The following is a 21,136-nucleotide window of genomic DNA, read 5'->3' as shown; positions in this document are numbered from 1 at the left end:
AACAGGGGCATGCGGTGGCGGCCGCAGGCCTCGACGAGGTCCTCGGGGACCGGCCGCGTTTGCCCCGGCCCGGGCCGGCTGCTCTGATGGGTGACCGTGACAGAGCGCAACGGCCCCGACACCGCCGCGACGACCGCCCCCGCCGACCCCTCCGGACCGCCCGCCACGGCCGCGGCGGTCGAGACCGTCTTCAGGATCGAGTCCGCGCGGATCATCGCCGGCGTCACCCGCATCGTGCGGGACATCGGCATCGCGGAGGAGCTGGCGCAGGACGCGCTGGTCGCCGCGCTGGAGCAGTGGCCGCGGTCGGGCGTCCCGGAGCGTCCGGGCGCCTGGCTGACGGCCGCCGCCAGGAACCGCGCGGTCGACCTGGTCCGCCGCCGGGAGACGTACGCGCGCAAGCTCGCCGAGGTGGGCCGGGCACTGGAGGACGTTGCGCCGCCCGAGCCGGCCGACCCCGAGGACATCGACGACGACCTGCTGCGGCTGATCTTCACCGCCTGCCACCCGGTGCTGTCCGCCCAGGCCCGGATCGCGCTGACCCTGCGGCTGGTCGGCGGGCTGACCACGCCCGAGATCGCCCGCGCCTTCCTCGCCCCCGAACCGACCGTCGCCCAGCGGATCGTCCGCGCCAAACGCACCCTGGCGCAGGCCGGGGTACCCTTCGAGGTCCCGTACGGGCAGGAAAGGGAGGCGCGGCTCTCCTCCGTGCTGGAGGTCATCTACCTGATCTTCAACGAGGGGTACGCGGCCACCGCCGGCGACGACCTGCTGCGCCCGGCGCTGTGCGAGGACGCCGTCCGGCTGGCCCGGGTGCTGGCGGGGCTGATGCCCGCCGAACCGGAGGTGCACGGGCTGGCGGCGCTGCTGGAGTTCCAGGCCTCCCGGACGGCCGCCCGCACCGGGCCGGACGGCGAGCCCGTCCTGCTGGCCGACCAGAACCGCGCCCGCTGGGACCGCCTGCTGATCCGGCGCGGCCTCGCGGCCCTGGAACGGGCGGGCACCGGGCCCTACGCGGTGCAGGCCGCGATCGCCGCCTGCCACGCCCGGGCCGTGCGCTACGAGGACACCGACTGGGTCACCATCGCCCGGCTCTACGGCCGGCTGATGGCGCTCACCCCGTCCCCGGTGGTGGAGCTGAACCGGGCGGTGGCCGTGTCGATGGCGGAGGGACCGGGGGCCGCGCTGGAGATCGTCGACGCGCTCGCGCAGGAGCCGGCACTGCGCGCGTACCACCTGCTGCCGAGCGTCCGGGGCGACCTGCTGGCCCGCTCGGGGCGCGGCGCCGAGGCACGGGCGGAGTTCGAACGGGCGGCCTCGCTGACCCGTAACACCAGGGAGCGTGACCTGTTGCTGGCCAAGGCCGCCGAGGCCGCCGAGGCGACCGCGGGCGGCTGAGGCAACCGCGCCGCAGGGCGGGACACGGCGGAGGTCGCCGCCGTAGCATGAGCCGTCCTCGCCGAGCCGCACCCGCCGCACCCCGTACCCGGACCGCGGCAGGTCGGGAGGACGACCGGGCAGCAGGCCATCCCCGTCCCGCCCCCTCAGGAGCCGTCATGACCGATCCGGCACCCGCCGACCTCGTGATCCGCGCGGGCACCGTGCGCACGCTCGTCCCCGGGGAGGCGCCGCAACGGGCGATCGCCGTCACGGGGGAGCGGATCACCGCGCTCTCGCCCGAGCCCGACGGACTGGACGCCCTGATCGGCCCGGCCACCGAGGTGGTGGACGTGCCCGGCGCGACCGTGCTGCCCGCCTTCGACGACACCCACACCCACCTGATCCTCGCCGGGCACAGCGTCCACGGCGTGCCCGTCCACCGGGCGCGCGACCTCGCCGGGTTCCTCGGGCTGATCCGCGAGCGGGCCGCCCGCACCCCGGCCGGGGAGTGGATCCACACCACCGTCAACTGGCAGGAGGTGAACCTGGCCGAGCAGCGGATGCCCACCACCGAGGAACTGGACGGGGCCACCACCGACCACCCGGTGCTGGTCCGCCGCGGCGCCTACAACATGGTGCTCAACTCGGCCGCGCTGCGCCTGGCCGGCATCACCGACACCACCGGGGCACCGCCCGGCGGCGTGATCGAACGCGACGAGCGGGGCCGGCTCACCGGCCGGCTCATCAACAAGGCGATCGAGCTGGTTGAACCGGTCGTGCCACGGCCCACCCCGGAGCAGCGGATCGACGGGCTGCGCGCCGCCTCCGACGCGTACGCCGCCACCGGGATCGGCACCGTTCGCGACTGCCTCGTCCCGGTCGAGGACCTGGAGGTGCTGCGCGCGGCCCGCGCGGCCGGTGCGCTCGCGGTGCGGGTGCGGGCGCTGGTCTCCGGCTTCGCCGCCCGGACGCCCGAGCAGGTGGACGCCCTGCTGGACCGGATGGACGCCTGGCGGGAGGCCGGGGAGGACGACGACCTGCTGCGGGTGTGGGGCGTCAAGTTCGGCATCGACGGCGGCTTCGAGGCGGGCGCGCTGGAGGAGCCCTACCAGGGACGGCCCTGCTACCACGGCAGTCTGCTCTGGGAGCCGCAGGCGCTGGCCGCGGCCGTCGAGCGGGTGGTCGCGCGCGGCTGGAAGGTCGGCGTGCACGCCTGGGGCGACCGCGGGCTGCGCACCCTGCTGGACGTGTTCGAGGAGGTCGTCGAACGCCGCCCCGGCCTGCCGCCCGGCACCCTGGTGGTCGAGCACGGCGGACTGGCCCGGGCCGACCAGCGGGCCCGGGCGATCGCGCTCGGCGTCCCGGTGACCGTCCAGCACCCGCTGCTGCACGACGGCGCGCTGACCCAGCAGCGGGCCTGGGGCGAGGAGCGCACCGGCGGGATCTTCCCGCTGCGCGCCTGGCTGGACGAGGGCGCGCACCTCGCCGCCGGCTCGGACTTCCCGGTGGGTCCGTTCGGCGCGATGATCTCGGTGTGGGGCATGACGACCCGCGGCACGGTGGCCGGCGTGGTCGGGCCCGAGCACGCGATCGGGCGGGACGAGGCGGTCGCGCTGCACACCGTCGACGCCGCCCGGCTGCTGGGGGAGGGCGCCGACCGCGGCAGCCTGCGGCCTGGCGCGTTCGCCGACCTGACGCTGTGGCCGGCGGACCCGCTGGACTGCCCGGACGACGTCCTGCGCGAACTGCGGCCCGACCGTACGGTGGTCGGCGGCCGGACCGTCCACCACCGCAAGGCGTAGCCGGCTACGCGTCGGCGGCCAGCAGGCCCCGGGCGAAGCGGTGGGCCGGCTCCTCCAGGGCGCGGCGGAGCGTGAAGAAGAGGTCCGCGGCCGCGGCGCCGGACCAGGGCGCCGGGAGCAGGGCCTCGGGCAGCCCGGGGTCGAGGTAGGGGAAGCGCCGCCAGGCCGTCAGCACGCGGACGTAGTCGGCGAACGCCTCCCGGTCCGCCGCCGCCTCTTCCGCCGCCGTGTCGACCGCAGAGGCCCCCGCCCCGGTCAGGCGGGCCGCCATCGGTTCGAACTCGGCGACGAACTCGGCGTACAGCTTCTCCAGCGCGTCGAGGTCCCACCAGTGGCCGACCTGTTCGGCGGGGTCGCCGAAGGCCACGTAGTCGCCGCGGAAGAGCGTGACGTACTGGTCGAGGCCGTGCCGGAGCAGGTGCGCGCGGGTGTCGTCGAGTGCGTGGGCGGGGGCGATCCAGACCCCGGAGGAGACCGTGCCGAAGCCCAGCCAGGTGAGCCGGGAGCGCAGCTGGTAGCGGTGCTGGCGCTCGCTCTCCGGGACGGAGAAGACCGCGATCACCCAGCCGTCGGAGCCGGCGGTGTGGCGTTCGAAGATCCGCCGGTCGCCGGTCTCCAGGACGGACCGGGCGTACGACGAGAGCGCGTACCCGGCCCGGCCGTCGCGCTTCTCCGGCACCAGCATCTCGCGGCGCTTGAGGCGGGAGATCGAGGAGCGCACGGCGGGGGCGTCGACGCCGAGTTCGGACAGCAGCCGGATCAGGGTGCCGACGCCGATCCAGCCGCCGACCTCGCGGGCGTAGAGGCCGTAGACCGTCACGATCAGGGACCGCGGCGGTGCCGCCTGTCCGGGGCCGTCGTCAACGAGGTCGTCGCTCATGGTCACGGGAACATCATTCTACGGGCGGGTCCCCGGCCGCACGGGGGTCCCCTTCCTCATGGCAGGGCCCCCGCTCCTCATGGCAGGGCCCCCTTCCTCCCGGCCGGGGCCCGTTCACCGCGCCGTCCGGCCGGGCGTCCAGCGCAGGTGGACCTCCTCCTCCGCGGGCTCGCGCAGCAGGGCCAGGCGCGGGCGGACGGCGTCGGTGCGGGCGGTGGGGGGCTTGCGGCGGCCGGCCGCGAACGGCTGCGGCCACTGGGCGCCGGGGCCGCGGTACTCCTGTTCGGCGGCGGCCTGGAGGGTCCACTGCGGGTTGTAGAGGTGGGTACGGCCGAGCGCGCACAGGTCGGCACGGCCGGCCAGCAGGATGGAGTTGACGTCGTCGACGGAGGAGATCGCACCGACCGCGATGACGGCCACCCCGGCGGGGGCGGCGACCTCGTGCCGGATCCGGTCGGCGAACGGCGTCTGGTAGGAGCGGCCGAACGCGGGCCTCTCGTCCTGGGTGACCTGGCCGGAGGAGACGTCGATGGCGGCGGCGCCGTGGGCGATGAAGGCGCGGGCGATCTCGACCGCGTCGTGCTCGGTGTTGCCGTCCGGGGCCCAGTCGGTGGCGGAGATGCGGACGGTCACCGGGCGGTCGGCGGGGAAGGCCGCGCGGACGGCGTCGAAGACCTCCAGCGGGAAGCGCAGCCGGCCGGCGAGATCGCCGCCGTACCCGTCGGTGCGGTGGTTGGCGATCGGGGACAGGAAGGAGGAGAGCAGGTAGCCGTGGGCGGCGTGCACCTCCAGCAGGTCGAAGCCGGCCTCGGCGGCCCGGCGGGCGGCGGCCGTGAAGTCGGCGACGACGGCGTCCATATCGGCGCGGGTCATCTCGCGGGGGACGTGGCAGCCGGTGCCGTAGGGCAGCGCGGAGGGGCCGATGACCTCCCAGTTGCCCTCGTCGAGCGGCTGGTCGATGCCCTCCCACATCAGTCTGGTGGAGCCCTTGCGGCCGGCGTGGCCGAGTTGGAGACCGATCGCGGCGGTGGTGCGCCCGTGGACGAAGGCGGTGACCCGGGCCCAGGCGTCGCGCTGGGTGTCGTTCCACAGGCCGGTGCAGCCCGGGGTGATCCGGGCCTCGGGGGAGACGCAGACCATCTCGGTCATCACCAGGCCGGGGCCGCCGAGCGCCTTGGAGCCGAGGTGGACCAGGTGGAACTCGTCCGGGACCCCGTCGACGGCGCAGTACATGTCCATCGGCGAGAGCACGACGCGGTTCTTCAGCCGCAGGCCGCCGATGCTGAAGGGCTGGAACATGGCCGGGGCGGCCTCGGTGAGCCCCTGGGCCTCGGCGAAGCCGCGTTCGACGCGCCGGGCGAAGTCGGCGTCGCGCTCCTTGAGGTTGTCGAAGGTGATCCGGCGGGAGCGGGTGAGCAGGTTGAAGCAGAACTGCGCCGGGTCCTGGCCGGCGTACATGCCGATGTTCTCGAACCACTCCAGCGAGGCCTGGGCCGCACGCTGGGTGGACTCCACCACCGGGCGGCGTTCGGTCTCGTAGGCGGTCAACGCCTCGGCGACGGTGGGGTGTTCGTGCAGGCAGGCGGCGAGGGCGAGGGCGTCCTCCATGGCCAGTTTGGTGCCGGAGCCGATCGAGAAGTGCGCGGTGTGGGCGGCGTCGCCGAGCAGCACCACGTTGCCGTCGTGCCAGCGTTCGTTGCGGACGGTGGTGAAGTTGAGCCAGCGCGAGTTGTTGGTCAGCAGCGCGTGGCCGGCCAGTTCCTCGGCGAAGAGCTCGCGGATCCGGGCGACGGCGTGCTCGTCGGAGGCCCCGGGCGGGAACTCGGTGCCCTCGGTGGCGTCGAAGCCGGCGCGCCGCCAGACGTCCTCGCGCATCTCCACGATGAAGGTGGAGGCGTCCGCCGCGTAGGGGTAGCCGTGGACCTGCATGGTGCCGAACTCGGTGTGCTTGACGAAGAACTGGAAGGCTTCGAAGACCAGGTCGGTGCCCAGCCAGATGTACTTGTTGGCCCGGCGGTCCAGCGTGGGCCCGAAGGCGTCGGCGTCCTTGGTGCGGACGGCCGAGTGGAGGCCGTCCGCCGCGATCACCAGGTCGTGGGAGCGGCGCAGTCCGTCCACGTCCGGGGCGGCCGTCCGGTGGTGCACGGTGATGCCGAGGTCGGCGGCCCGCCGCTGGAGGATGGCCAGCAGGTCCTTGCGGGACATCGCGGCGAAGCCCTGGCCGCCGACGGTGAACTCCTGCCCGTCGACCGCGATGTCGATGTCGGTCCAGCGGGCGAAGCGGCTCTCCATCGCCCGGTGGACGACGGTGTCGGCGTTCTCGATGCCCCCGAGGGTCTGGTCGGAGAAGACCACGCCGAAGCCGAAGGTGTCGTCGGGGGCGTTGCGTTCCCAGACGGTGATCTCGTGGGCGGGGTCGAGCTGCTTCATCAGGGCGGCGGCGTAGAGCCCGCCGGGGCCGCCGCCCACGACCGCGATCCTCATGCCCGGCTCTCCTTCTCGATCAACTGGCGCAGGACGTAGTGCTGGAGCTTGCCGCTGGCGTTGCGCGGCAGCGCCTCGCTGAAGCGCACCACCCGCGGGTACTTGTACGGCGCCAGCTGGGACTTGACGTGGTCCTGGATCCCCTTGGCGGTGGCCTCGCCGCCGGCCACGCCCTCGCGCAGGACGACGAAGGCGCAGACCACGGAGCCGCGTTCGGGGTCGGGCCGGCCGACCACGGCGCATTCGACGACGTCCGGGTGGGTGCTGACCGCGGCCTCCACCTCGGGGCCGGCGATGTTGTACCCGGAGGAGACGATCATGTTGTCGGTACGGGTGCGGTAGTGGAAGTAGCCGTCCTCGTCGCGGACGTAGGTGTCGCCCGTGACGTTCCAGCCGTCGACGACGTAGTCCTCCTGCCGTCGGTCGTCGAGGTAGCGGCAGCCGACCGGGCCGATCACGGCCAGCCGTCCCTCCACGCCGGGGCCGGCCTCCCGGCCGTCCGGGTCGAGCACGGTGGCGCGGTAGCCGGGCACCGCCCGTCCGGTGGCGCCGGGGCGGATGTCGTCCCCGGCGGCCGAGATGAAGATGTGGATCAGCTCGGTGGCACCGATGCCGTCGATGACCTTGATCCCGGTCAGCTCGTGCAGCTCCCGCCACAGCTCGACGGGCATGTGCTCCCCGGCGCTGACCGCCACGCGCAGCCCGCGCAGCCGCTCCGCCTTCCCGGCCCGCAGCATCTGCCGGTACGCCGTCGGCGCGGTCGCGAGGGCGGTGACCCCCTGCTCGGCGATGAGGTCGGCGAGCCCGGCGGGCGTCACCGCCTCGGTCAGCAGCGCGCAGGCGCCGGCGCGCAGGGCGCAGACGATCAGGATGCCGAGACCGAAGGTGAAGGCGAACGGCGCGGTGCACGCCACGAGGTCGTCGGGCCTCAGCCCGAGCGTGTGCCGGCCGAAGGTGTTGTCGATGGAGAGCAGGTCGCGGTGGAAGTGCGTGGTGATCTTCGGTACGCCGGTGCTGCCGGAGGTCGGGCCGAACAGGGCGACGTCGTCGGCGGCGGTGTCCACCGCGGTGTACCGGTCCGGCTTGCCGGCCGCCCGGCGGATCAGGTCGTCGGGGCCGTCGCCGCCGTACGCCACGATCACCAGCTCGGGCAGGACGGCGTCGCGGACCGCCTCGACCTCCTCGGTGTAGCGGTGGTCGACCAGGGCGAGGGCCGGCCGGGTCTTCTCCGCGATCGGGCCGAGCTCGCGGGCGCGCAGTGCGGCCATGGTGGTCACCACGATCCCGCCGGCCTTGAGCACGCCGAGCCAGACGGCCACCGTCCACGGGTTGTTCGGTGAGCGCAGCAGCACCCGGTTGCCGGGGGTCAGCCGGAGGTCGTCGGTCAGCACGTGGGCGATCCGGTCGGCGCGGCCGCGCAACTCCTCGTACGTCCACACCTCGCCGGTGGGTGTGCGCAGGGCGGGGCGGTCGGGGCCGAGGCGGGCGGCGGGGACGTCGATCAGCTCGGTGGCGGCGTTCAGGCGCTCGGGGTAGCGCAGCGGCTCGGTGGTGAACTCCAGGACCGGCCACAGGCGGCGCGGGGGGAGGTGGTCGCGGGCGAAGGTGTCCGGGTAGGCGGAGGGCGACAGGTCGGCCCGGTCGGGTGGTACCGGCTGCTCCATCGGGGGGTTCCTTTCCGCTGGCGGGGAGGGGCCGTGCGGGGGCCGCCGCGGCCCGGGGGTGGCGGGCCGCGGGGCCGAGGGGGGCGGGGCGCTGTGAGGGCCCGCGGCGGTCGGGGTCCTGTGCCGCGGGTGCCGCGGTTCAGGTGCCGCGGATCAGCCCTTCCTGGACGACGGTGGCGAGGTGGACGTGGTCGGCGGTGAAGAAGCGCCCGACCGCGAGCCCGCGCCCGCCGTCCGCGGCGACGGCCTCCTGCGCGTAGAGCAGCCACCCGTCCACCGGTCCGGGCCGGTGGAACCACATCGCGTGGTCCAGGCTGGCGGTCACCAGCCCCGGCCGCGCCCAGTCGAGGCCGAGCACCCGAAGCACGGGCTCCAGCACCGTGTAGTCGCAGACGTACGCCAGCGCGGTGAGGTCGCGCTGCTCGTCGGTGAGGCCGTCCACGGGGCGCAGCGCGTCGAACGGCCGTACCCAGACCGCCTGGTGGGGCACGTGCTCGCCCTCGACGGTGAGGTAGACCGGCCCGGGGACGTGCCGCATGTCGAAGCCGCGCCCGCCGCTCCAGTACTCCCGGGACGCGTCGGTCATCGTCCCCCGGGGCGCGGTGGCGGCGAGGTACGCGGCGGAGCCGGCCAGTTCCTCGGGGCCGGGCAGGCCGGCGGGCGGCTTGGCGGCGTACGTCCCGCCCTCCTCGCCGGCGGCGAAGCTGGCCAGGCAGGTGTAGACGGGCTTGCCGTTCTGGAAGCCGCGGACCTGCCGGGTGGCGTAGCCGCGGCCGTCGCGCAGCAGCTCGACCTCGTAGCGGACCTCGGCGCCGATGTCGACGGGCCGCAGGAAGTAGGAGTGCATGGAGTGCAGCGTCTTGCCCTCGACCGAGCGGATGGCGGCGGCCGCGGCCTGGGCGACCATGTCGCCGCCGTAGGCCTTGGGCCAGGGGCAGGGCTGGGTGGTGGCGGTGAAGGCGCGGTCGAAGTGCTCGGGTTCGGCGGGGGTGAGGGTGACGGCGGCGGTGAAGACGGCCGAGGTCGGCGCGGTGCGGGCGTCGGGGGTGGTGCGGGCGTCGGAGGTGGCGTGCACGTCGGTCACGGCCGCTCCCGCCAGTCGCGCAGGTCGGCGTCGGCCACCTGGGGCAGGTTGACCACGATGTTCTCCGGGGTGCGGGTGGTGAGCCAGGTCAGCGGCCGGTTGCGGTCGAGGTTGCACTCGACGTGCGGCATGAACGGGGGGACGAACACCCAGTCGCCCTCCGCCAGGTCCACGTAGTCCCGGAAGCCCGCGCCGAAGTAGATCCGGGCCCGGCCGGACAGGACGTACCCGCCGGTCTCGGCCTCGCCGTGGTGGTGCGGCACCGAGCGGTAGCCCGACTCGTTGCTGACCTTGCCGAACCAGAGCCGGGTGGCCGGGGTGTGCTGGGCGGAGACGCCGGAGATCCGGGTGGCGCCGTCGGACTGGCCGGTGGCGCCGGTCTCCAGGCCGCCGCGGGTGACGACCGGGACGACCAGGCCGGCCTCGTTCGCGTACATCGCGTTGTCGCCGTCGAGGACGTACCGGGGGAGATCTGGTCCCATGCTCAGCTCCTGGGGTCGGTGAGGCGGATGCGGTTGCGCAGGGTGCCGATGCCGGGGATCTCGGTCTCCAGCAGGTCGCCGTCGGCGAGGTAGCGCGGCGGCGACATGCCCGCTCCCACACCGCCGGGGGTGCCGGTCAGCAGGACGTCGCCGGGGTGCAGGGTGGTGAAGGTGGAGACGTAGGCGAGCAGTTCGGCCGCGTCGAAGACGAGGGTGCGGGTGTCGCCGCGCTGGCGCTCGTCGCCGTTGACCCGGCAGAGCACCTCCACACCGGCGACCGGGTCGAGTTCGTCGGGGGTGACGACCACCGGCCCGAGCGGGGTGGTGCGGTCCCAGGCCTTGCCCTGGAACCACTGCGGGGTGCGGTGCTGCCAGTCGCGCACGCTGAGGTCGTTGGCGACGGTGTACCCGGCGATCGCACGCTCGGCCGTCGGCCGGTCCGCGCCGCTGAGCCGGGCGCCGACGACCACCGCGAGTTCGGCCTCCCAGTCCACGTGCAGGCCGGTCGGGAGGAGCAGGTCGTCCTCGGGGCCGGTCAGGGTGTCGGCGTACTTGGCGAAGAGCGTCGGGTGGGCCGGCCGTTCGCGGCCCATCTCGGCGATGTGGTCGCCGTAGTTGAGGCCGCAGCAGATGACCTTGCGCGGCGCCGGCAGCGGCAGCACGGTGGCCGCGTCCGGCAGGCGCTCGCCGGAGAGGTCCGCGAGGTCCGCGAGGCGCTCGGGGGCGGTGGTGGCCAGCAGCGCGGAGAGGTCGTCGGCCGGCAGCCGGCGCCAGTGGCCGTCGTCGAGGACGGCGGCGGTGCTGCGGCCTCGGTGGACCACGGTGGCGAGTCTCATCGGCGTCCTCCCAGGGGGCGGCCGGCAGGGAGCCGCGGGCCGGCGTGGTGCGCGGCCGAGCGGCGGTATAGCGAGATTTTCACGACCGTCGAAAACCGTCAATAGATGCGTTACGCTGCCTGCATCCCGCCCTCCCGAGGAGGTTCGCGCCCATGACCCCGATCCCGGTCAACCCGCCCTCGCTCCCCACGCCGAGCGGCTACTCCCACGGCACACTGAGCGGAAACACCCTGTACCTGGGCGGGCAGACGGCGCTCGACGCGCGGATGCGGATCGTGCCCGGGGGCATCGTCGAGCAGTTCCGGCAGGCGTTCGGCAACGTCCTGACCACCCTGCGCGCCGCCGGCGGGATCCCCGGGGACCTGGTCAGCGTGACGCTGTACCTGACCGACATCCCCGACTACCAGGCGCACGGCAAGGAGATCGGCGAGGTCTGGCGCGAGCTCGCGGGCCCGGTCTACCCGGCGATGGCCGGCATCGGCACCACCGCGCTCTGGCAGCCGGAGGCGATGATCGAGATCCTCGGCGTGGCCGTGATCCCCGACGAGCGCCTCGTCCGGCCCGCCTGACCTGCCCGGCCCGACGCGCCCCGCCTGACGTGCCAGGGCGCCCCGCCTTCGCGGCGGGGTGCCTTTGTCGCGGGCGCCGGTCGGTCACTGGACGGTGAGCGTGCCCGTCATGTTCGGGTGCACGTCGCAGTGGTAGTCGTACGGGCCGGGCGCGGACGGCGCGGTGATGGTGGCCGACCGGCCCTGCGACAGCAGGCCGGTGTCGAACGCCCCGGCCGGGTTGATCGCGGTGAGCGTGTGCCCGGCGCTGTCCTCGTTGGTCACCGTGATCTTCGTGCCCGGCGCGACGGTCAGGGTGCTGGGGTGGAACAGGAAGTCCTTGATCGTCACGGTCACGGCGGCGGCCGCCGCCGAGGGGGACCCGGTGGCGGTGGCCGTCGCGGTCGCCGTGGCGGTGGGCGAGGCCGTCGCCGTGGCCGCCGGGGTGGTCGCACTCGCGGTGGCGGTCCCCCCGGGGACCTCGGGCGCACTCCCGTCGTCGGAGCAGCCGGCGGCGCCGAGCAGCAGCACGGCCGCCGCGCAGGCGGTGAGGGCGGTCCGCCAGGGGCGGGACGACGAACGAGGGGTCACGATGCTCCTCCGGCTCTGCGGCTGGGGTGACTCGGTGGTCGCGGCGGCTCTCCTGCCGGGGTGGCTCCGCGGCTGGGTGGCCCTGACCCCGGGGCCCGGGCCGGGGCGACGCGCCCACGCTAGATCCTGCCGGGCCGCGGACGGCTGAGCCGGAACCGCGGGTCACCCGAACGGCGGCATCGACGGTCCGTCAGAACTCCCGCGCCGTTAGCCATCTAGGGTGCTAGCATCCTATTCATGGCTGCCGAGAGAAACGTGAAGCAGTTCAACGTCTACCTGCCCGTCGACCTCATCCGCGAGGTCAAGCACCACGCCGTCGACACCGAACGGTCGCTGTCCGCGATCGTCGGGACGGCCCTGGCCGAGTACCTCGAGCGGATGGAAACCGCCCGGAAGGAGAACCCCCATGGCGACTGACGGCATCGAGGGATTCCTCGTCGAGACCCGCAACTACGGCGCGACCGCCGCGTTCTGGAAGTCCCTCGGCTTCGAGAACGTCATGGCCACCGACCACGGCTCCGGACACTGGCGCCACCCCGCCGGCGGCCCCTACGTGTTCATCGTCGAGCAGCACGACCGCGAGCCGGTCACCCACCCCGTGCTCACCGTCGCCGACGCCGAGGCCTTCGCCCCCGCGCGCACGCCCGACTACACCCGGCCGTTCACCCAGACCCACTGGGGCGTGCGGCAGGCCCTGGTCAACGACCCCGACGGGCGGACCGTCGCCCTGCAGACCCCGTTCACCGGCAGCACGTTCACCGACAGCGCGCTCACCGACAGCACGGAGGGGCACCACCATGACTGACCCCGCGCACCCCGCGGCCGGCCACGAGCCCGACCACACCGCGGTCCGGGTCGCCCTGTGGCGCGCCCTGCACGTCCACGCCGACGCCGCGCCCCACGTCCTCGCCGACGAGGTCGGGCTGGAACTCGCCGACCCCGGACCGGACTGGCGCCGGCGTGGTGACATGACGATGCCGGGCGTCGACGGCGTGCGGGCCTCCATGGTCGCCCGCGCCCGCTTCGTCGAGGACCTCGTCGCCGACCGCGCCGACGCCGGCGCCACCCAGTACGTCATCCTCGGCGCCGGCCTGGACACCTTCGCCCAGCGCCGCCCCGACCTCGCCTCCCGGCTCACCGTCTTCGAGGTCGACCGGCCCGGTACCCAGGCCTGGAAGCGCCGGCGCCTGGCCGAACTCGGCCGCGGCCTCCCGTCCTGGCTGACCCTGGTGCCCGTCGACTTCGAGGCCGGCGACTCCTGGTGGGACCGCCTGGCCGAGGCCGGGTTCGATCCCTCGAAGCCGACCGTCGTCGCCTCCACCGGCGTCAGCATGTACCTCACCGAGCAGGCCAACACCGCCACGCTGCGCCAGGCGGCCGCGCTCGCCCCCGGCTCGGTGTTCGCCTTCACCTTCCTGATGCCGCTCGACCTGCTCGACGCGCACGAGCGCCGGGTCCAGGAGTTCTCGATGCGCGGCGCGGCCGCCTCGGGCACCCCCTTCCGCAGCCTCTACGCGCCCGGGGAGCTGTGCCGCGCCGCGCTGGACGCCGGTTTCGACCGGGCCACCCACGTCTCGCCCGGGGAGCTGGACCGCCGTTACTTCGCCGGCCGCGCCGACGGTCTGCGCCTGCGGGCCGGCGAACAGTTCCTCCTCGCCGAGGTCGGATGATCAGTCCGGTCGGCCTCCCGTCGCGTCGGCGAGCCAGGAGTCCAGGTCCGCCGCCGCGCGCGACTCCCCGGCCAGCCGCTGCCGCTCGGCGTCGGACAGCCGCCCGGTGAGGACGCGCAGCTCCTCGGCGAGGGCGGCGATCCGCTCCCGCTCGTCCAGGGCGGCGGACAGCTCGATCAGCGCCGCGACGGCCAGCGCCCGCTCGACGACGGGCGAGCCTTCGCCGTGCCGGCGCAGGGCCGAGGTCAGCGCCCGGAACGCGGCGCGGTCGTCGTTCTTGAACTCGCGCAGGATGCGGGCGTTGTCGAGTGCCCTGGCCAGCGGCGTGAGGTCCCTGGAGCCGCCGTACTCCAGTTCCATCGGCTCGTCGCGCTGGATGAAGATCAAACTGTTGCCGGACGGGTCGACCAGGGTGAACCGGCTCGCGCCGGGCCGGTACCGGGTGATCCTGGGGGTGCCGGAGGCCAGGACCTTGCCGTGGGTCCGGCGCATCGCCGCGGTGAACGCCGCGTGGTAGGCCGCGACGGCGTCCACCAGCACCAGGCAGGTGGTGCCGTTCGCGCCGGCCTCCAGATCCTTGGGCGGCCTGCCGAAATGGAGCGCGAAGCCGCTCCACTCCAGGACGAGGTACAGGTAGGGCCGGCGCATCTCGTACGTGACCTCGAATCCGAGCGCACGGTAGAAGCCGATCGTGTCGTCCGCAGAGAGGCAGGGCAGGACGGGGACGGTCGTCTCGTTGGGCCGGACCGTGAGTTCGTGGGCGTCCTTCGTGCTCGACACCGGTGTGCCTCCATCGCTCGTCAGGGCAGGGGACTCTGGCGGACCGTCAGGAAGGGAGTGCGTCCGCGAAGACCTCCGGAAGGCTAGACCGGATCGCGTTCCGGCGCACATGAGGCCGATTCCGGAGGGTGTCGGCCTGCGGGCGCGCGGGTCCGGCCGGGATGCCCGGCGGGGGCTTGTGGGCGCGGGTCCGGCCCGGGCGCCCGGTGTGGTCGGATCGGACCCGCGGTTCCTCTGCCTTTCGGTAGAGGAGCGGATCGGTCGTGAGGCGCACGCCGAGGGCGGCTTCCGTATCGATACTGGTCAACGTGTTCCGTACCGCCGCGTGCCGCCGTCCCGTCCGTGTCCGTCCGCTCCGCAGGTTCCCGGGCGGCCCTGCCCTGCGCGAGGCGGCGCTGACGACCGCGGTGACGCTGGCCGGGCTGGGCGTGTGGGCGGCGGTCGCGGGCCTGGATCTGCTCCCGCGGCCGTACCCGCCGCTGCCCGCCCTGGCCGCCGGGGCCGCGCTGTTCCCGCTGCGCCGCCGCCATCCGGTGGCCGTGCTGCTCGGCCTCGCCGCGCTCACCGGAGCGGCGTTCTGCGTCGGCCCGGTGACCGCGGCGGCCGCGTACACCGTCGCGCGGCGGACCGTCCGGGCGCGCCGTCGGGCCCGGCCGCTGGCCGCCGCCGCGGGCCTGCTCCTGCTGTGCGCCACGGTGTCCGCGCCCTGGCTCGGCCCGGGGACCGTGCCGTACGGGCTGGCGCTCGGCCTGCTCCTCACCCCGACCGCCGTGCTCATCCCCGGCCTGGTCGGCACGGCGTACGGGCAGCAGCGGCGCCTGGTGCGGGCCCTGCGCGAGCGCGGGGACGAGGCGGAGCGGGCGCGCCGCCTCGCCGACAGCGAGGCCCGCATCCACGAGCGCGCCAGGATCGCCGCCGAGATGCACGACCTGGTCGGGCACCGGCTCAGCCTCATCTCGCTGCACGCCGGCGGACTGGAGCTGGCCCTGGAACGGGCCGACCCGGAGCTGCGCGAGGAGGCCGTCCTGGTACGGGGGGCCACCCGCGACGCGATGCGCGAGCTGCGGCAGGCCCTCGGCGTGCTCGGTCCGCTCGGCCGCGACACCGGCCCCGAGGCGCTCACCGACGCCACCGGCACCCGCGCCGACATCGAGACCCTGGTCGCCGGGTCCCGGGACGGCGGCATCGCCGTACGCCTCGACTGGACGGGGCCCGACCTCGACACCCGCCCGGCCGGCGTCCGCCGGGCCGTGCACCGGGTGGTCCGCGAGGCGCTGACCAACGTGCACCGCTACGCCGGTACGGCCCACGTCACCGTGACCGTGGCGCACGGCGGCGACACGGTCCGGGTCGCCGTCCGCAACGGCGCCCCGGCCGTCGGGACGACCCCGCCTGTCGCTGGCACGACCCCGTTCGGCCCGGTGGGCACCGGCCGCGGACTCACCGGCCTCGGCGAACGGGTGGGGCTGCTCGGCGGGACGTTCACCGCCGGCCCGCTGCCGTCCGGCGGCTTCGAGGTGGACGCGAGCGTCCCCGCCGATCCCGGCGACACCCCCACCCCCGCCCGGGCCATCCCGCCGCCTCCCGGCGCCGCCGACGGGGTGGTCCCCGCCCCCGAACCCCCCGCCGCGCAGACCCTCTCCCTCGCCCTCGGACTGGTGGCACTGAGCGCGCTGATGGCCCTCGGGGCCGCCTTCGCCTACGCCACCGCCCCACGGAGCGACGCCGGACCGCGCCCGCTGCCCCGGGTCGGCGCGACCTACGGCGACGTGACGGCGGCCGGCATCCAGGACAACGCGGCCGTGCGGGCCGCGGCCACCAGCCGTGAACCACCGCGCCCCGCCGGCACGGTGGGCTGCGTCTACCCGTTCAACGGCGCCACCGAGGCCCGCCCCGGCGGCCTGACCATCGCCCGCTACTGCTTCGACGCCGCCCAGCGGCTCATCGCCGTCGACCGCTTCACCGTCCCGTCGATCCGGGACGCCGCACCCTGGGAGTCCCCGTGACCGAGCCCGCCCGGCCGATCCGTGTCCTGCTCGCCGACGACGAGACGATGATCCGGCACGGAGTGCGCCTGATCCTCCGGCACGCCGACGGCATCGAGGTCGTCGGCGAGGCCCCGAACGGCCGGGAGGCCGTCGACCTGGCCACCGCCCACCACCCCGACGTGGTGCTGCTCGACATCCGCATGCCGGTCTGCGACGGGCTGGCCGCCATCGCCCCGCTGCTCGCCCTCGACCCCGCGCCGCGCGTGGTCATGCTGACGACCTTCGGCGACGACGACAACGTCGTCCGTGCCCTGCGCGCGGGCGCCGCCGGGTTCCTGCTGAAGGACGAGGGCCCGCAGGAACTGATCAGCGCGGTCCGGGCGGCCGCCGCCGGGGACGCCGTGCTCTCCCCGGGCGTCACCGGCGCGGTGATCACCCGGATGCTCGGCGCCGGCGACCCGCCCGAGGTGGGTCGCGCGCTGGCGGACGAGCGGATCGCCCGGCTCACCGGCCGGGAGCGGGAGGTCCTGGCGATGCTCGGCGAGGGCCTGTCCAACCAGGACATCGCGGCCCGGCTCGGCATCGGCACCGGCACGGTGAAGACCCATGTCGGCGCCATCCTGGAGAAGACCGGCTCGGCCGGCCGCGTCCAGGCCGCGGTGCTGGCCCACCGGGCGGGCCTCGTCGGCTGACGGGCCGTCCGCCCCGCCGCTTCTCCGCCACGTTCGCCGCCATGTTCTCTGTCACGTTCTCTGTCACGAGGTGGAGCCACCCGGCCGGGGCCTCTGCCGTTCGGCAGAGCCCGGCGGGGCGCCGCTGGCCTTCCGGCAGAGGCCAAGTACCGCCTACGGGACGACGTTTCCGCAGTTCAGGGCCGTGAGGATGGAGACGTCCACCGGCTCGCCGAACTCCTCGCGGGCCGCCGCACACCAGGCGGAGCAGCCATGTCACAGACGTTCCCTTCCCCGAGTCCCACGGCGACCGGGCCCACCACGGCTACCGGGCCGACCGCCATCGGGCCCACCGCGCCCGCCCCCGTCGTCGAGCCCGCCGCCCGGGCGTCCGCCCTCACCAGGACGTACGGGCGGGGCGACACCCGAGTCACCGCCCTGGACGCGGTGGACGTGGAGTTCGCGCGCGGCCGGTTCACCGCCGTCATGGGGCCCTCCGGCTCCGGCAAGTCCACCCTGATGCACTGCATGGCCGGCCTCGACCCGGTCACCTCCGGCTCGGCCCGCATCGGCGGCGTCGAGCTGTCCACCCTGAACGACCGGCAGCTCACCCGGCTGCGCCGGGAGAAGGTCGGCTTCGTCTTCCAGGGCTTCAACCTGCTGCCGACCCTCACCGCCCTGGAGAACATCACCCTGCCCCTGAGGCTCGCCGGACGCCGGCCCGACCCGGCGTGGCTGGACACCGTCGTCGCCACCGTCGGGCTCGGGGGTCGCCTCGCCCACCGCCCCGCCGAGCTCTCCGGCGGTCAGCAGCAGCGGGTCGCCGTCGCCCGTGCCCTGGTCTCCCGGCCCGAGATCGTGTTTGCCGACGAGCCGACCGGCAACCTCGACTCCCGCTCCGGCGCCGAGATCCTCGGTTTCCTGGGCGAGTCGGTCCGCGAACTGGGCCAGACCGTGGTGATGGTCACCCACGACCCGGTTGCCGCGGCCCACGCCGACCGGGTGGTCTTCCTCGCCGACGGCCGCCCGGTCGACGAACTGCACCGGCCGACCTCCGGCGCAGTCCTGGAGCGCATGCTCGCCTTCGAGGCCCGGGGCCGGACCTCCTGACCTGCCCGGCCCGCCCGCCCTCCCACCGAAAGCCCACCATGCTGCGAACAGCCCTGCGCAACGTGCTCGCCCACAAGGCCCGCCTGGCCATGACCACCCTCGCGGTCTGCCTCGGGGTCGCCTTCATCTCCGGCTCGCTCGTCTTCGCCGACTCCACCACCGCCGCCTACCGCGCCTCCATGGCGAGGAACTACACCGGCATCGCGGTCACCGTCGAGCCGAAGTACGTCCCCGGCGCCCCCGCCGACCAGCGCGACAGCGTCCTCGACGACGCGTTCGTGGCCCGGCTGGCCGCCGTCCCCGGAGTCGCCGCCGCCCGCCCGGCCGTCGACGGCTCGGTCACCCTGGCCGCCAAGGACGGCACCCCGATGCGCGCCGACAACGCCATGGGCAAGCTGGCCGCCGCGTACCTCCCCGGCCCCGACGGCAAGGACGCCCGCCACCCGCTGACGGCCGGTCACGCCCCGCGCACGGGGGACGAGGTGGCCCTCGACCGCGGCACGGCGACCGCCGGAGGGTACGCCCTCGGGGACACCGTCACCCTCGCCGTCGACGGGCCCGTCCGGCGGATGCGGCTGGTCGGACTGGTCTCCACCGAGGACACCCGGGTCACCTCCGGCGGCACCCTCGCGGTGTTCGACCGGGCCACCGCCCAGGAGTTGTTCGCCACCCCCGGCCACTACACCGGGATCGACCTCTCCGCCGCACCGGGCACCGACCAGTTCGACCTCGCCCGCCGCGTCGAGGCGTCGCTGCCGGCCGACCGCGCCGAGGTGACCACGGCGAGCGCCAAGGCCGCCCAGCAGTCCGTCTTCATCGACAGCAGGACCCGCGGCCACGCCCGGCTGCCCCTGGTCCTCGCCGCGGTCTCGCTGTTCATCGGCTCATTCCTGATCATCAACACCTTCACCATGCTGATCACCCGCCGCTCCCGGGAGATCGCGCTGCTGCGGGCCGTCGGTGCCACCCGCCGGCAGGTGGTCGGCTCGGTCCTCGCCGAGGCGGCCCTGGTCGGCCTGATCGCCTCCGCCGTCGGATTCGCCCTCGGCCTCGGGGTCGCCACCCTGCTGCCCGCCCTGCTCGGCACCGCCGACGACACCCTGCCCCGCGGCCCGCTGGTGATCGGCCCCGCCGCGGTGCTCGCCTCCTTGGCCGTCGGCATCGGCGTCACCGTCCTCGCGGCATGGCTGCCCTCCCGCCGGGCCGCCCGGATCGCTCCCGTCGAGGCCATGCGCACCGCCGAGCAGCCTCCCGCCGCCGGGCCGTCCCGCCTGCGGAGCGCGGCCGGTGCGGCGGCGCTCCTGCTGGGCGCCGGCCTGCTGGTCTCGCTCAGCGACGCGAAGGACGCCTCGGACGGCAACCTGCGGACCGCCGTGCTCGGGTGCGGACTTCTCGTGACCGGGCTGATCATGCTGGCCCCGGTGCTGGCCGGGCCGGTGATCCGCCTCGCCGGACGCCTCACGGCCCGCACCGGAGTGGTGGGCGGCCTCGCGCGCGACAACGCCCTGCGCGACCCCCGCCGGAGCGCCGCCACCGCCGTCGCCCTGATGCTCAGCACCGCCCTGGTTTCCGGACTCGCCGCCATCGACCACTCCTCCGGCCTGGCCCTGGAGTCCCAGGCCGCCGCCGGCCTGAGCGCCGACTACGTGATCAGCACCCGCAACACCACCACCGCCATCGACCCGGCCGCCGTCCGGCGCGTCTCCGCCCTCCCTGGCGTGACGACCGCCTCCGCCGTCGCCGACTCCACCATCTCCACCGGCGCCCTCGCCCGCCACGTCTCCGGCGTCGACCCACGGACCGTCGGCGCCGTCATGAAGCTCCGCTTCACCAGCGGCTCCGCCACCGACATCGGCCCGGGCCGGATCGCGGTCTCCAGCAGCTTCGCCCAGGAGCACCGGCTCGCCGTCGGCGGACGCCTCGACGCGAGCATCGGCCCCGGCCAGGGTGAGCGCGACCACCCGTACACCGTCGTCGGGATCTACCAGGACAACCCCACCGCCCAGGACGTGCTCGCCCACCGGGCCGACGTCCAGCAGCACGGCTTCCTGCGCGACTCCGTCCAACGCCTCCTCGTCACCACCGACCACCGCGCCACCGGCCCGGAGCAGGCGAAGCGTCTGCGCGCCGCCGTCGACGACAGCCCCCTGCTGAAGGTCCAGGACCGCGCCCAACTGGTCCGCGAACAGGCGGGCGTGGCCGGTGACCTGGTCACCCTGGTGATGGGCCTGCTCGCCATCGGCGTCGTCATCTCCGCCCTCGGCATGATCAACACGCTCGCCATGTCCGTCACCGAACGGACCCGCGAGATCGGCGTGCTGCGCGCCATCGGCATGGACCGCGCCGCCGTCCGCGGCATGATCCGCCGTGAATCCCTCACCGTCGCCGTCTACGGCACCCTGCTCGGCCTCGCCGCCGGCCTCTTCGGAGCCTGGCGCGTCAGCGGCCTCGCCAACGGAGCCATACCCCAGTACACCTTCACCCTCCCCTGGAGCACCCTCTCCCTCGTCATCGCCCTCTCCCTCCTCACCGGCGCCGCCGCGGCAACCCTCCCCGCCCACCGCGCCGCCACCCTCAGCCCCCTCCACGCCGTCGCCACCACCTGACCGGCCCGGCCACGGGCTCCCCGGGGCCCGGGAGCGCCCATGGCCACGCCCTCACGGGTCAGTACACCTAGGCCCCGGCGCGGCGCTCATGACGTGAGCGGGCCGCGCCGTGGGCCGCGCGCAGCAGGTCACGGACGGCGCCCCCGGTGCGCGGGCCCGGGTTGACCACCGCGAGCCAGCCGACCGTGCCGTAGACGGGGTGGGCGAGGACGGCGTCGGCCGTGGCGGGGGCGACCTCGGACGTGGCCGCCTCCCGCGGGGCGTGCCCCGTCCAGCGGACGAACGCGTCCCTCCCGGCGGCGATGTTCACCCGGAAGGCGTCCGGGCGGTCCAGCCGGGAGCTCACGTCCCCGGGGTAGTCCTTGGTGACGATCGTCGCGAACGGCTGGACGCCACTCGGGGCGACGCCGTCCGGGGCGACGCCGTCCGGGGCGTAGGAGAAGAAGGTGTCGCCCCAGCTGATCTCCGGCGAACCGTCGCCGGGAACCGGGCTGAGAACGTGGACGCCGCCGAGCCCGGTCACGAAGTCGATGATCTCGTCTACTGTCATGTGTTCCAGC

At 74.8% G+C, this 21,136-nt stretch carries 19 protein-coding genes; 10 read left to right on the top strand and 9 right to left on the bottom strand.

Translation table 11 applies throughout. The annotated features are described in order from the left end of the window. Positions 1 to 195 precede the first annotated feature (195 nt). Both ACWEQL_RS09825 and ACWEQL_RS09820 read left to right on the top strand, forming a co-directional pair. The gene (locus ACWEQL_RS09825; RefSeq protein WP_452149678.1) at positions 196 to 1,398 is read left to right on the top strand and encodes an RNA polymerase sigma factor; all 1,203 of its coding nucleotides are present in this window, start codon (positions 196 to 198) and stop codon (positions 1,396 to 1,398) included. Between the two features lie 158 nt (positions 1,399 to 1,556). Next, positions 1,557 to 3,182: an amidohydrolase gene (locus ACWEQL_RS09820; RefSeq protein WP_452149673.1), complete on the top strand. Its 1,626-nt coding sequence runs from the start codon at positions 1,557 to 1,559 to the stop codon at positions 3,180 to 3,182. Positions 3,183 to 3,186: 4 nt separating this feature from the next. Here the strand turns inward: ACWEQL_RS09820 and ACWEQL_RS09815 are convergent, their stop codons facing one another. The 6 genes from ACWEQL_RS09815 to ACWEQL_RS09790 all read right to left on the bottom strand — a co-directional run bounded on the left by ACWEQL_RS09815 (position 3,187) and on the right by ACWEQL_RS09790 (position 10,612). Then, entirely contained in the window at positions 3,187 to 4,062 is an 876-nt protein-coding gene (locus ACWEQL_RS09815) for a PaaX family transcriptional regulator (protein ID WP_452149677.1), read from the bottom strand. Positions 4,063 to 4,176: 114 nt separating this feature from the next. After that, positions 4,177 to 6,546 (bottom strand): bifunctional salicylyl-CoA 5-hydroxylase/oxidoreductase, encoded by a 2,370-nt coding sequence (locus tag ACWEQL_RS09810; protein ID WP_452149672.1) that lies wholly within the window; start codon positions 6,544 to 6,546, stop codon positions 4,177 to 4,179. Next, positions 6,543 to 8,210, bottom strand: coding sequence for an AMP-binding protein (locus ACWEQL_RS09805; RefSeq protein ID WP_452149671.1), 1,668 nt, complete (start codon positions 8,208 to 8,210; stop codon positions 6,543 to 6,545). Before ACWEQL_RS09805 ends, ACWEQL_RS09810 begins: the two co-directional genes overlap by 4 nt. Positions 8,211 to 8,349: 139 nt before the next feature. Then, positions 8,350 to 9,294 (bottom strand): acyl-CoA thioesterase, encoded by a 945-nt coding sequence (locus ACWEQL_RS09800; protein ID WP_452149670.1) that lies wholly within the window; start codon positions 9,292 to 9,294, stop codon positions 8,350 to 8,352. After that, the gene (locus tag ACWEQL_RS09795) at positions 9,291 to 9,776 is read right to left on the bottom strand and encodes a cupin domain-containing protein (RefSeq protein WP_452149669.1); all 486 of its coding nucleotides are present in this window, start codon (positions 9,774 to 9,776) and stop codon (positions 9,291 to 9,293) included. Before ACWEQL_RS09795 ends, ACWEQL_RS09800 begins: the two co-directional genes overlap by 4 nt. 2 nt (positions 9,777 to 9,778) lie before the next feature. After that, positions 9,779 to 10,612, bottom strand: a complete 834-nt coding sequence (locus ACWEQL_RS09790) for a fumarylacetoacetate hydrolase family protein (protein WP_452149668.1) — start codon at positions 10,610 to 10,612, stop codon at positions 9,779 to 9,781. A gap of 152 nt (positions 10,613 to 10,764) precedes the next feature. On the opposite strand from ACWEQL_RS09790, the gene ACWEQL_RS09785 reads away from it, so the two are divergent. Beyond that, a complete protein-coding gene (locus tag ACWEQL_RS09785; protein WP_452149667.1) occupies positions 10,765 to 11,181 on the top strand; it encodes a RidA family protein in 417 nt (138 codons plus the stop codon). A gap of 84 nt (positions 11,182 to 11,265) precedes the next feature. Here ACWEQL_RS09785 and ACWEQL_RS09780 read toward each other — a convergent pair whose 3' ends face one another. Then, positions 11,266 to 11,751, bottom strand: a complete 486-nt coding sequence (locus ACWEQL_RS09780) for a cupredoxin domain-containing protein (protein ID WP_452149666.1) — start codon at positions 11,749 to 11,751, stop codon at positions 11,266 to 11,268. A gap of 237 nt (positions 11,752 to 11,988) precedes the next feature. Here ACWEQL_RS09780 and ACWEQL_RS09775 point away from each other — a divergent pair, with 237 nt between their 5' ends. The 3 genes from ACWEQL_RS09775 to ACWEQL_RS09765 are packed head-to-tail and all read left to right on the top strand — an operon-like array spanning position 11,989 to position 13,421. Further along, complete coding sequence (locus ACWEQL_RS09775) at positions 11,989 to 12,168, top strand: ribbon-helix-helix domain-containing protein (protein WP_452149665.1); 180 nt, start codon at positions 11,989 to 11,991, stop codon at positions 12,166 to 12,168. Beyond that, the gene (locus ACWEQL_RS09770) at positions 12,158 to 12,556 is read left to right on the top strand and encodes a VOC family protein (protein ID WP_452149664.1); all 399 of its coding nucleotides are present in this window, start codon (positions 12,158 to 12,160) and stop codon (positions 12,554 to 12,556) included. Before ACWEQL_RS09775 ends, ACWEQL_RS09770 begins: the two co-directional genes overlap by 11 nt. After that, entirely contained in the window at positions 12,549 to 13,421 is an 873-nt protein-coding gene (locus ACWEQL_RS09765; protein WP_452149663.1) for a class I SAM-dependent methyltransferase, read from the top strand. Before ACWEQL_RS09770 ends, ACWEQL_RS09765 begins: the two co-directional genes overlap by 8 nt. Here the strand turns inward: ACWEQL_RS09765 and ACWEQL_RS09760 are convergent, their stop codons facing one another. Then, a complete protein-coding gene (locus ACWEQL_RS09760; RefSeq protein ID WP_452149662.1) occupies positions 13,422 to 14,201 on the bottom strand; it encodes a glyoxalase in 780 nt (259 codons plus the stop codon). 308 nt (positions 14,202 to 14,509) lie between these two features. Here ACWEQL_RS09760 and ACWEQL_RS09755 point away from each other — a divergent pair, with 308 nt between their 5' ends. The 4 genes from ACWEQL_RS09755 (at position 14,510) to ACWEQL_RS09740 (ending at position 20,576) form a co-directional block, all read left to right on the top strand. Continuing rightward, on the top strand, positions 14,510 to 16,207 hold the full coding sequence (locus ACWEQL_RS09755) for an ATP-binding protein (protein ID WP_452149661.1): 1,698 nt from the start codon (positions 14,510 to 14,512) through the stop codon (positions 16,205 to 16,207). Then, the gene (locus ACWEQL_RS09750; RefSeq protein ID WP_452149660.1) at positions 16,204 to 16,881 is read left to right on the top strand and encodes a response regulator; all 678 of its coding nucleotides are present in this window, start codon (positions 16,204 to 16,206) and stop codon (positions 16,879 to 16,881) included. The genes ACWEQL_RS09755 and ACWEQL_RS09750 overlap by 4 nt, the downstream gene beginning before the upstream one ends. A 252-nt stretch (positions 16,882 to 17,133) precedes the next feature. Beyond that, on the top strand, positions 17,134 to 17,970 hold the full coding sequence (locus tag ACWEQL_RS09745) for an ABC transporter ATP-binding protein (protein WP_452149659.1): 837 nt from the start codon (positions 17,134 to 17,136) through the stop codon (positions 17,968 to 17,970). 38 nt (positions 17,971 to 18,008) lie between these two features. Then, positions 18,009 to 20,576, top strand: coding sequence for an ABC transporter permease (locus ACWEQL_RS09740; protein WP_452149658.1), 2,568 nt, complete (start codon positions 18,009 to 18,011; stop codon positions 20,574 to 20,576). A gap of 67 nt (positions 20,577 to 20,643) precedes the next feature. On the opposite strand, the gene ACWEQL_RS09735 is transcribed toward ACWEQL_RS09740, so the two are convergent. After that, positions 20,644 to 21,126, bottom strand: a complete 483-nt coding sequence (locus ACWEQL_RS09735; protein ID WP_452149657.1) for a DUF6194 family protein — start codon at positions 21,124 to 21,126, stop codon at positions 20,644 to 20,646. Positions 21,127 to 21,136: the final 10 nt, after the last annotated feature.

The organism is Kitasatospora sp. NPDC004240, from assembly GCF_053603215.1.
Note: the sequence above shows the minus strand (reverse complement) of the source record. Positions and strands in the feature narration are given on the sequence as shown.